Origin of the sequence: Nostoc sp. ChiQUE01b, assembly GCF_034531255.1 — a bacterium.
Lineage (GTDB): Bacteria > Cyanobacteriota > Cyanobacteriia > Cyanobacteriales > Nostocaceae > Nostoc.
Genome location: NZ_JAVRBM010000098.1, coordinates 21041 through 31454, shown reverse-complemented (window position 1 = coordinate 31454; position 10414 = coordinate 21041). Strand labels below are relative to the sequence as shown.

Annotated in this window: 13 protein-coding genes; 10 read left to right on the top strand and 3 right to left on the bottom strand. The window is 41.5% G+C overall.

All coding sequences use genetic code 11. The annotated features are described in order from the left end of the window. Positions 1–107: 107 nt before the first annotated feature. On the bottom strand, positions 108–323 hold the full coding sequence (locus tag RMY63_RS35955) for a hypothetical protein (RefSeq protein ID WP_322733276.1): 216 nt from the start codon (positions 321–323) through the stop codon (positions 108–110). Positions 324–390: 67 nt separating this feature from the next. Here RMY63_RS35955 and RMY63_RS35950 point away from each other — a divergent pair, with 67 nt between their 5' ends. Further along, positions 391–3594 carry a leucine-rich repeat domain-containing protein gene (locus RMY63_RS35950; RefSeq protein ID WP_322733275.1) on the top strand — a complete coding sequence of 1068 codons (3204 nt, stop codon included), beginning with the start codon at positions 391–393 and terminating at the stop codon, positions 3592–3594. Positions 3595–4195: 601 nt separating this feature from the next. Here RMY63_RS35950 and RMY63_RS35945 read toward each other — a convergent pair. Continuing rightward, complete coding sequence (locus tag RMY63_RS35945; protein ID WP_322733274.1) at positions 4196–4579, bottom strand: nuclear transport factor 2 family protein; 384 nt, start codon at positions 4577–4579, stop codon at positions 4196–4198. 172 nt (positions 4580–4751) lie between these two features. Between RMY63_RS35945 and RMY63_RS35940 the strand changes: the two genes are divergently transcribed. The 9 genes from RMY63_RS35940 (at position 4752) to RMY63_RS35900 (ending at position 9667) form a co-directional block, all read left to right on the top strand. Next, positions 4752–5072: a Rieske (2Fe-2S) protein gene (locus RMY63_RS35940; protein WP_322733273.1), complete on the top strand. Its 321-nt coding sequence runs from the start codon at positions 4752–4754 to the stop codon at positions 5070–5072. Continuing rightward, on the top strand, positions 5057–5365 hold the full coding sequence (locus RMY63_RS35935; RefSeq protein ID WP_322733272.1) for a hypothetical protein: 309 nt from the start codon (positions 5057–5059) through the stop codon (positions 5363–5365). Before RMY63_RS35940 ends, RMY63_RS35935 begins: the two co-directional genes overlap by 16 nt. A 13-nt stretch (positions 5366–5378) precedes the next feature. Then, positions 5379–5795 (top strand): XisH family protein, encoded by a 417-nt coding sequence (locus tag RMY63_RS35930; RefSeq protein WP_322733271.1) that lies wholly within the window; start codon positions 5379–5381, stop codon positions 5793–5795. Beyond that, a complete protein-coding gene (locus RMY63_RS35925; protein WP_322733270.1) occupies positions 5783–6118 on the top strand; it encodes a XisI protein in 336 nt (111 codons plus the stop codon). Before RMY63_RS35930 ends, RMY63_RS35925 begins: the two co-directional genes overlap by 13 nt. 153 nt (positions 6119–6271) lie before the next feature. Further along, positions 6272–6736 (top strand): hypothetical protein, encoded by a 465-nt coding sequence (locus tag RMY63_RS35920; protein ID WP_322733269.1) that lies wholly within the window; start codon positions 6272–6274, stop codon positions 6734–6736. Positions 6737–6763: 27 nt separating this feature from the next. After that, positions 6764–7030, top strand: a complete 267-nt coding sequence (locus tag RMY63_RS35915; RefSeq protein WP_322733268.1) for a hypothetical protein — start codon at positions 6764–6766, stop codon at positions 7028–7030. A gap of 169 nt (positions 7031–7199) precedes the next feature. Continuing rightward, the gene (locus RMY63_RS35910) at positions 7200–7460 is read left to right on the top strand and encodes a hypothetical protein (protein ID WP_322733267.1); all 261 of its coding nucleotides are present in this window, start codon (positions 7200–7202) and stop codon (positions 7458–7460) included. A gap of 9 nt (positions 7461–7469) precedes the next feature. Continuing rightward, positions 7470–7850 (top strand): PIN domain-containing protein, encoded by a 381-nt coding sequence (locus RMY63_RS35905; protein WP_322733266.1) that lies wholly within the window; start codon positions 7470–7472, stop codon positions 7848–7850. Positions 7851–7960: 110 nt separating this feature from the next. After that, positions 7961–9667, top strand: coding sequence for a D-aminoacylase (locus RMY63_RS35900; RefSeq protein ID WP_322733265.1), 1707 nt, complete (start codon positions 7961–7963; stop codon positions 9665–9667). A gap of 56 nt (positions 9668–9723) precedes the next feature. Here RMY63_RS35900 and RMY63_RS35895 read toward each other — a convergent pair whose 3' ends face one another. Then, the gene (locus RMY63_RS35895) at positions 9724–9888 is read right to left on the bottom strand and encodes a helix-turn-helix transcriptional regulator (RefSeq protein ID WP_322733264.1); all 165 of its coding nucleotides are present in this window, start codon (positions 9886–9888) and stop codon (positions 9724–9726) included. Between the last annotated feature and the right edge of the window lie 526 nt (positions 9889–10414).

Below are 10414 nucleotides of genomic sequence, written 5' to 3'. Positions count from 1 at the left end.
GAAATAACAAATGAGTACGCCGAAATAACAAATGAGTACGCCGAAATAACAAATGGGTAAGCGTAGCCCGCCGTAGGCATCGCCATGATTGCAACAATTTAGCTTTGTCACGCCAGCGTAACGCACCGCAAATCTTTGGTAGATGAAGTATTTTCCGACTTACGATCGCTCGATTTTGTAAACAATGCCAAAAATTGAGCGCAGGTATAATGACAGAGATAGCTAGAAACCAAATTTAGATATGTGCGCTCGCCTAAATCCGCAATATCCCAAACAGTTAACTGACAAGTCAGCGCGATCGCCAAAAAGTAATAATTTAGCATTTTTCTTGAATCAGTTAAGATCATCTTATTATCAATCTTCTTTCTTTTTATCCTTATCCTTGGAATTATGACGCAGGATGAGTTATTGGTACTGATAGATCGCGCCGTGGCTGAGGGTTGGCAAGAGTTAGACTTGTCGGGGCAGGAGTTGACTGAGTTACCTGTAGAAATTGGTAAGTTGCAGCAGCTTGAGTCTTTGATTTTGGGAAAGAAAGTTGAAGGTTATGAAGACGTAGGAAGCCGCTATCTCCAAAAGGTTTCGGGCAACAATTTAAAAATGCTTCCACTTGAACTATTGGGTTTGCCTAATTTGCGTAAGTTGGATATTAGTGGCAATCCTTTAGAGAGCATTCCCGATGTAGTAACGCAAATACTACATTTAGAGGAACTTATCTTAATTCGAGTAGAACTAACTGAAATACCTGATGCGATTGCTAAATTAACCAATCTGACGCAGCTTCACCTCGATAGCAACCAAATAACCCAGATTCCAGAGGCGATCACTAATTTAACCAATCTGAGGGAGCTTCACCTCAGTTACAACAAAAGAACCCAGATTCCAAAGGCGATCGCTAATTTAACCAATTTGACGCAGCTTCACCTCGATAGCAACCAAATAACCCAGATTCCAGAGGTGATCGCTAATTTAACCAATCTGACGCAGCTTCACCTCAGTGACAACCAAATAACCCAGATTCCAGAGGCGATCGCTAAATTAACCAATCTGACGCAGCTTCACCTCTATATCAACCAAATAACTCAGATACCAGAGGCGATCGCTAAATTAACCAATCTGAGGGAGCTTGACCTCAGTTTCAACCAAATAACCCAGATACCAGAGGCGATCACTAAATTAACCAATCTGACGAAGCTTGACCTCAGTGACAACAAAATAACCCAGATTCCAAAGGTGCTCGCTAATTTAACCAATCTGACGCAGCTTCACCTCAGTGGCAACAAAATAACCCAGATACCAGAGGCGATCGCTAATTTAACCAATCTGACGAAGCTTGACCTCTATAACAACCAAATAACCCAGATACCAGAGCCGATCGCTAATTTAACCAATCTGACGCAGCTTTACCTCAGTGACAACAAAATAACCCAGATACCAGAGGCGATCGCTAAATTAACCAATCTGACGCAGCTTTACCTCAGTGACAACAAAATAACCCAGATTCCAGAGGCGATCACTAATTTAACCAATCTGACGCAGCTTCACCTCAGTGGCAACAAAATAACCCATATTCCATTAGAAATTCTTAATTCAAAAGATGTAAAAGAGATTTCTAATTACTGGAAGCAAATTCGCATAAGTGGAACTCGACCATTACACGAAGCCAAACTCTTGCTCATCGGACAAGGCAGCGTCGGCAAAACATCCCTTATAGAGCGACTAATCCGCGATGAATATGATAATAATCAACCTCAAACCGACGGACTCAATGTGGAAACTTGGAACGTGCAGGTCAATAGCAAAGACATCCGCCTGAATGTTTGGGACTTTGGCGGACAGGAAATTTATCATGCCACCCATCAGTTTTTTCTGACTAAACGCAGCCTCTATCTCCTCGTTTGTAATTGTCGCACTAGCGAAGAAGAAAACCGCATCGAATATTGGCTAAAACTAATCGAAAGCTTCGGCGGACAGTCCCCTGTGATTATCGTTGGCAACAAAAAAGACGAACAACCCCTCGACATCAACCGCAAAGCATTACGCGAAAAATATCCTAACATCCAAGCGATTATCGAAACCTCTTGCCAAGATAATATCGGCATTGATGAACTTCGCACCGCAATTTTGCAGCAAGTCTGCAACCTCAAAGAAGTTTACGACCTTCTACCCCTGACATGGTTTGAGGTTAAACAACAACTCGAATCCATGACAGAAGACTTCATCAGCTACAACCGCTACATCGGCATCTGCCACCAAAAAGAGATTCCCGAAGAACAAAACCAAGAGCAACTAATCGACTTGCTGCATCGACTCGGCTTAGTTCTCAACTTCCGCGATCATCCCATCCTCAAAGATACTAATGTCCTCAAACCAAACTGGGTGACAGAAGGCATTTACGCGCTCCTGAGCGATGAAAACCTCAAAACTCAAACCAAAGGCATTTTCACCCCCGCCGATCTCACCCACATCCTCAATTCAGAGCGATACCCCACAGCGCGTCACCGCTATCTGATCGGACTGATGAAGGAATTTGAGCTTTGCTTTGAATTAGAATGTCAGCCACCACAATTTCTGATTGCAGGACTTTTACCTAAAGACCAACCAGACGAAACAGAACTCCACGGCGAAACCCTGGAATTTCAATACCATTACAAAGTTCTCCCTGAAAGCATCATCTCCCGCTTCATCGTCATCAGCCACCAAAAAATTCATAACCAAATCTATTGGCGCAGTGGCGTAATGCTGCAATATCAAGAAAACAACGAAATCTACAACATTGCTCGGATCAAAGCCGATCCCGAAGACAAAAAAATTTTCATCACCATTAGCGGACGCAAAGAAACCCGCCGCTTATTTCTCGGCATTCTCCGCGATGTCTTCCAAAAAATCCACAAAAGTCTTCCCAATCTCGAAATCACCGAATGGGTTCCCGTTCCCAATCACCCCAAACATCCGCCCCTCGACTACCAAGAACTTCTCGGACTTGAGACAATGGGTGAAAGCACAATCACCATCGGCAAACTAAAATTAAAACTCGATTTGCGTCAACTACTTGATGGGTATGAAGATATAAGAACTCGACAAAGACAACAAATAGACAAAGGAATTATTGAACCAGCCCCCATTAAGGAACCAATTATGTCAGAAAGCATCAGAAACCAAATATTTATTAGCTACAGTCATCAAGATGCACAATACTTAACAGAACTACAAAAACAACTAAAACCCTATATTCGTGCAGAATGTTTCATCGTTTGGGATGACACCAAAATCAAACCTGGCGCAAAATGGAAAGCCGAGATTGAAAAAGCATTAGCCACGGCTAAGGTTGCTATCCTGCTAGTCAGCCCTGACTTTATAGGCTCTGATTTCATCGACAAACATGAGCTCCCCCCCTTACTCAACGCAGCCGAACAAGAGGGATTAACCATTATCTGGATTCCAATTAGTGCAAGCTCATACAGAAAAACCGACATTGAAAAATACCAAGCTGCTCACCCTCCAAATAAACCCCTCGATACTCTAAATAAGGCAGAACGTAACCAAGCCTGGGTGAAAATTTGCGAAGAAGTCGAAAAGGCAATAATAAAATAGAACCTATGTCAACATTAACCAAATTCAACTTAAATGTTATGGAAATAGGGAGCAAATTAGGCATTGAACTAAAGCTTCCCTCTGGTAAATAGACTTTGCTAACTTCAGGGGTGATGCAATTTATTCCAAATTAACAATGAAGCGATGGGGAAAACAAGAATCTAGTTCCCTCCCCAATACATACGGGGAGGGTTAGGGTGGGGTAAAACTGACAATGAGGCTTATATTACAATACAGTTCAGTTAAGCATTTCTCTCTTCTCTCTGTGTTCTCTGCGCCTCTGCGGTTCGTTAAAAAAATTGACTTTGACAAAGAGGTATAGCCTTAACCCAAGCGTATTGGCTTATATTAGTTGAGGATGAAGTAGATTTAGGTGCAGCAATCAAACAAGTCCTGAGCCATGAGGCATATAAAGTTGACTGGTTTCTAGATGGTAATCAGGCATGGCAATATCTAGAAACTGGCTGGACTGATTTCACCGTGATTTCTGGAAATAAATGTTGCTATTTGCAAATCTGCGCCAGCCAAATAACCATCTGTTGTAACAATATAAATATGGTTGTTGAAAAACTGCACAAGATTAAAACCAAGGCTCCTTAATTCACAAAACCTGAATATCCATTTGTCGGATTAATCCATTCTCGATAGTGTAAATATGCTGAACCATTTGCTCGTGTATCAAGTTTCCATCTAGATCCTGCACTACTTGATGAACATGAACTACTATCCGCCCACTTTCATGAAGTTGAAAACCTTGAGGTTCAACATGAGGATCGATTAAGCTCCACTGGCGAGTCCAATAATCACGCACCGCCGCATGGCCGCGAACATATCCGCCTTCCATACCATTCGCCCATTCCACATCAGAGTGCATCAACGCGAGAACGGAATCAATATGACGGGCGTTGAAGGCAGCATAAGCTTTTATCAGTAAATCCTGCTGTATTTGAGTTGGGGTTTGCGGCTCCATTGTTTTGTTTTCCATCGCTTTGATAAACTTATAAGACTTATACATTAACCTGAATTTCTCGCCACTTTGAGTTTTTGCATAGGTGCAGATCGGACATTTATCTGTTAACAAATCCTAAAAGTGCTTTGATAGTTTTTCCACAGGATGATTAAGATATAAGTATTTTACCTGACGGATGTCGATACTCATGGTGCAAGACCAGATTTTGCTGAATGATTGGCATGTAATAGCGCGATCGCAAGACCTCCAACCTGGAACAGTCCTGCACAAGCGCTTATTAGGCTCAGATGTAGTGCTTTGGCATAATGGCGACAAAGTTTTAGCATGGCAAGACGTTTGCCCTCATCGTGGCGCTCGTCTTTCTCTAGGATATGTTAATAAAGAAACTCTTGTTTGTCCTTACCACGGTTTAGCCTTTAATAGCGAGGGAAAATGTGTACTAGTTCCGGCTAAAAATGAAAGTTCAGTCTTGGCTAATTTAATTTACAGCTTATGCCAATTGGACTAATACCTGACTTAATTTGGACAATATTTTATAGCCATCATCCCGTTCTGTTTCCATTGCAAGCACTACTTAGCATCATTCTGACAATTGCGTTTATTGCTGGACTTTACCAATTTCAAAATTTACGAGGATGGTCTTTACTTTGGGCAACAATTCAAGGGTCATTATACATGGTGCATTGGATTCCTGTGATGATTGTGACAACATTAAAAATGTGTGTGCAAAGGGAGCGATCGCACTGGATGAAAACTGAACATCGTGGTCAAAATCCTGACAGTGATTCTAGCAAAAAATAAAATAACATTTAAGATGCCTGCAAAAGATATCTATCACGATGCTGTTAAAAATTCCTTAATTAAAGAAGGTTGGATAATTACAGATGACCCCCTACATTTAAAATGGGGTCAAAAAGATATGTATGTAGATTTAGGAGCAAAACAACTTTTAGCCGCAGAACAAGGAACTAAAAAAATAGCCGTAGAAATTAAAAGTTTTGTCAGTCCTTCAGAAATGGCAGACCTCAAAAATGCCATCGGCGGATTTATTCTGTATCGTGCTGTTATCAGTCGCCTAGAACCTGATAGAATATTATACCTAGCAGTGCGTGACAGCGTATTCACAGCTTTATTCGAGGAACCAATTGGTACACTTTTAATAGAAAGTGAAAATTTAAATTTACTTGTTTTCAATCCTGAAACTGAGAGGATTATCCAATGGATACCTTAGATAACTATCGACGCATCATCAAAGAGGTGTTAGTACCTTATACACAAATCCCTTATTCTTATGCAGTTATTGAGTGTAAAACAGTTTTTGATAGTGAAAATGACAGCTATTTGCTGATAACTATTGGTTGGGACGGTGCTAAAAGAATTCACGGTTGCTTAGTTCATATTGACATTATTGATGGCAAAATCTGGGTACAACGGGATGATACAGAAGATGGTGTTACCTACGAATTAGAAGCTGCCGGAATTCCTAAAGATAAAATTGTCTTAGGATTTCACCCGCAAAATGTCAGGCAATATACAGGATATGGTGTTGCATAAATTTAAGTGAGGAAATCGGAAGAATGAGCGATGCCTACGGCGGTAAACTACGCACTGGGTGAAAACTGAGCATCAGGGTGGAACGGCATAAGGTTTATCCTACAATTACCGATTACCAGATAATAGTTATGTTGCTTGAATTTGAGGTTACTTATGAAGCCACTACATTATTTAATATTTCATCCTGACTACGCAAGGAACAAAACTAAAGTCCAAGGTAAAGCTTTTATTAAGAACCAACTCACAGATTGGCAAGGTTATGTTTGGGTGGATGAACCGTATGGGAATGAAGACCCCTTTGTATTTTCAGAAAGGTGGCTATATTCATACTGTCATGCCACGCAATTACGAAGAAAAGAATCGTCAAAACATGCCTATGTCACAGCAGGATCATATCTGTTATTCTGTAGTGGAGATGCTGCCGATAAAGGAACTATTCAGCTAGACACAGTTTTTGTTGTAGATCACGTAGCCGAGTGGGCGGATAACCCGCAAGGACTACCTGAAGAGTTTCAAAAGGACTACCAAAACAAGAACTCTGACCTATGGGAAAGGCATTTAAAATACCCTTTTCATGGCGAACACACTGGACAATACACTTATGTAAGTAGGCAATAGTTCGACAGCAAAGATGAGTATTCTTTTTTGCCAATTTCTCACAACGGCGATAGAGTAAAATTTGATTTAGGGTTACTTAGACCCGATCTTCAATCGAGTATAAAAGAAAAAATATATGGAAAACGTCCTGTAATCTTGAGTGAGGAACAAAAGACAGAATTACTAAAAAGAATATTATCTTTAACAAGTATTCAAATAATTGGCAATCTGACTCGGCTTGATGACAACATCAACATAACAGATTCTTGCAGCAAAGGCTGTGGAGCAAAGTCGGTAAAAATCGCAAAATGTTAGGTGTAGCCTTGCTAAACTCAATCATGATTTATGAGTAACAGTTAAATTTTGCAACCCCAAGCGATGTCTACGACGGGCTGCGCCTACGCTATTTCAAAACAATTTCAGGCAATCTTTTTCCACTCAAGCTACCATCAATATTAAGATAAAAATTAAAAACTAGAGCCAGATGAGTCTTAACCTTAACCTGCCAGCAGAACTAGAAAACGAACTTTACACTGAAGCCTTTCAACTCAATTTACCCTTATCAGAATATATTTTACGTATTTTATTTACAAGAAAATCTGTAGATAATTTACCCAAAACTGGAGCAGAACTTGTTACATACTGGCAAAATGAAGGTGTAATCAATTCACGCCCCGATATTACTGATAGTCAAGCCTATGCTCGTGAGTTGCGCCATCAGGCTGAAACACGGGAGCAATCATAGGTAAATTTAATGTACTTATTGGATACAGACATTTTGATTGACATTCAGCGCGGTCACACTCCTGCAATTGCTTGGTTTGCCAGCCTTCCAGAAGTACCGAGTATTCCTGGCTTTGTTGTTATGGAACTCATCCAAAATGCTCAAAATACCCAACGAGTCTGCAATACTCTCAAGCTCGTTGCTCCCCTAACTGTAATTTGGCCTAGTGAAACTGACTGTGCATTTGCTCTCTCAAATTTCACCAGCTATCACCTATCAGATAATTTAGGCTTACTTGATGCTTTGATTGCCGCTTGCGCTGTTGGCAGAGGAGCTACGCTATGTACTTTCAACATCAAGCATTACAGGATTATACCTGACCTTACTACAGCACAACCTTATACACGCTGAAGTTGGAATTGAAGATATGAGGCTAACATAAACAAACTTTTTATTGATCAAGTGCTAGAAAATCTCAAAGCCATGCCCTAAAACTTGCAAGGAAGGCAAGGGAAAAAATCATGTTGGATTTACTGATTCAAAACGGGTTAATTTTCGATGGCTTAGGCTCTCCACCTGTGCGCGGAGATATCGGCATTCAAAACGGCTGCATTGTCACCCTTGCACCCTCCTTAACTACCCCAGCGTGTGAAGTGGTTGATGCTTCTGGGTTATGGGTGACACCTGGATTTATAGATATTCACACCCACTACGATTTAGAGTTAGAAATTGCACCAGGATTGAGTGAATCAGTGCGTCATGGTGTTACCAGCGTGGTCATTGGTAACTGTAGCTTGTCTGTTGCGATCGCACAACCCCAAATCCTGGCTGATATTTTTCAGAGGGTAGAGACACTTTCCCATCGGCTGATTGCAAAATGGCTACAAAAGTCGGTTTCCTGGCAGACACCAGCAGAATATTTACAGCATTTGCAACAGTTACCCCTTGGCCCCAATGTTGCCCCAATGTTTGGACACAGTGCTTTACGCGCTCATGTGATGGGATTAGAACGCAGTTTAAAGGTTCAGCCGACAAAATTTGAACTAAAACTTATGCAGCGCATAGCCAGAGATGCTTTAGATGTTGGCTTTATTGGCATTTCTATTGATATGTTTCCCTGGCATCGGATGAGTGGAGAATGGCAAGGCTGTACAATTCCCTCTCAACACGCCAAATTTAAAGAGTATGCGATGTTGGCTAATCTCTGTCGACGTAGCCAACGTGTTTTTCAAGTCACCCCCAATTTACAACGACTTGCTTCCTTTGTGGATATTCTGCGTATAGGTTCAGGGATTGGACAAAAACCACTGCGGCTAACTGTTCTCTCTGCTTTAGATGCCGTACACAATCGCAACCTATGGCGAATATTTTCCCCCCTACTTTTTATTTGGAATCGGCTTCTAAATGGTAATGTCCGCTTTCAAACCCTAACCGAACCCTTCACCATTTACTCTGATGGATCTGTGACTCCCTTATTTGAAGAATTCTCCACAGGCGCACAACTCAATGGCTGTCAGTCACGACAGGAAAGGCAACAACTATGGGCATCAGAAATATTTCGTCGTCAGTTTCGCCAAGAATGGCTCAGTAAAAGGCGTAAATCATTCCATCGGCGGTTAGATTTGATGGAAGTTATTCACTGTCCCGAAGCAAGTTGGCAAGGGTTAAGTTTTGCCCAAATTGCTTGTCAAAAGCAACAAGAACCAGTGGATTTCTTTATTCACGCATTAGAAAAATACGACACAGATTTACGCTGGGTGGCAACAGGAGCAAACGATCGCCTAAAACCCCGTTTAGCGATGATGCAGCATCCTCATATTTTGCCTGGTTTTACCGATGCTGGCGCTCACGTCCGTAACCTGGGCTACTATGATGGAGCTTTGTCTTTGCTAAAACAAGCAGTTGCAACGAAATTCCTTTCACCGGAAGCTGCAATTTGCCGCGTTACGGGAGAACCTGCTGGTTGGTTTGGTCTTGATACGGGAGTTCTGAAAGTTGGTGCGAAAGCGGATATAGTTTTACTCGATCCCAATGCTTTAAATCAGCCAATTAGCCCGCAAGTGCAGATATCAGATCCAGTTTTAGATGGTGAACTTCGGATGGTTAAGCGTGGCTCGGATGAGATTGTCCAAGGGGTTTATATTAATGGGGTTCAGGTTGTTTGTCGGGGGAAAGTGAGCGATCGCTTGGGGCGGGAAAAATTGGGAACTGTTTTGTTTCCTTGTTGAAGTATTTCACGCAGAGGCGCAGAGATGAGGTTTGAGAGTTTAGCATTGAATTGCTTTTATCCCACACCAGCAATTACCTGCCCAATATCTTGAGGAGTTGCACCTGTTGCTAACATTGCTCGGATCAACAATTCAATTGATACTGAAGCATCGCCATTTTCAGCTTTAGCAATGCGAGGTTGGCTGGAACTAATCTTAGCAGCGAGTTCACTTTGAGTCATCAATTATGTAGATGTTGAACTCAAAAAGACTGCACCGTGGAGTCAAAGCCGCCCGTTCGATTCTGAGCAAATCTTGGGTGTACTTAGTATTAATCCATCCGAGTTAGAACTAGTCCGCAAACAGACGCACTTTCACACCTATTACGACCACAAGAGGAAGTTAAAGGTCAGCATATCCTGCCAGTATGATGGCGCACCTCTGTCAGTAGGATTCAGCAGTAAGTATTATGGAATGTAAGGTGTGAAATATGGTCAAGTGCGATCGCTATTATTGTAGGCTACATTAACGAAACATAACGCACTCTTTTTATAAGACTGATACTTACGGCGGGTGTCGCGATCGCTTTATTCAGCACAGGTATCACTTAAATAAAGAAACAGAAAACGAAAAAGTTTTATGTTCTCATTGTCAGCGCACTGCTACGAACGGTATTAAATGTAAAGGTATTTGTGTGGCTGACAATGACTATTAACGTATAAATTATATAACTCACTGGTAAATATGATTGTTTTAGTTCATGTGGGA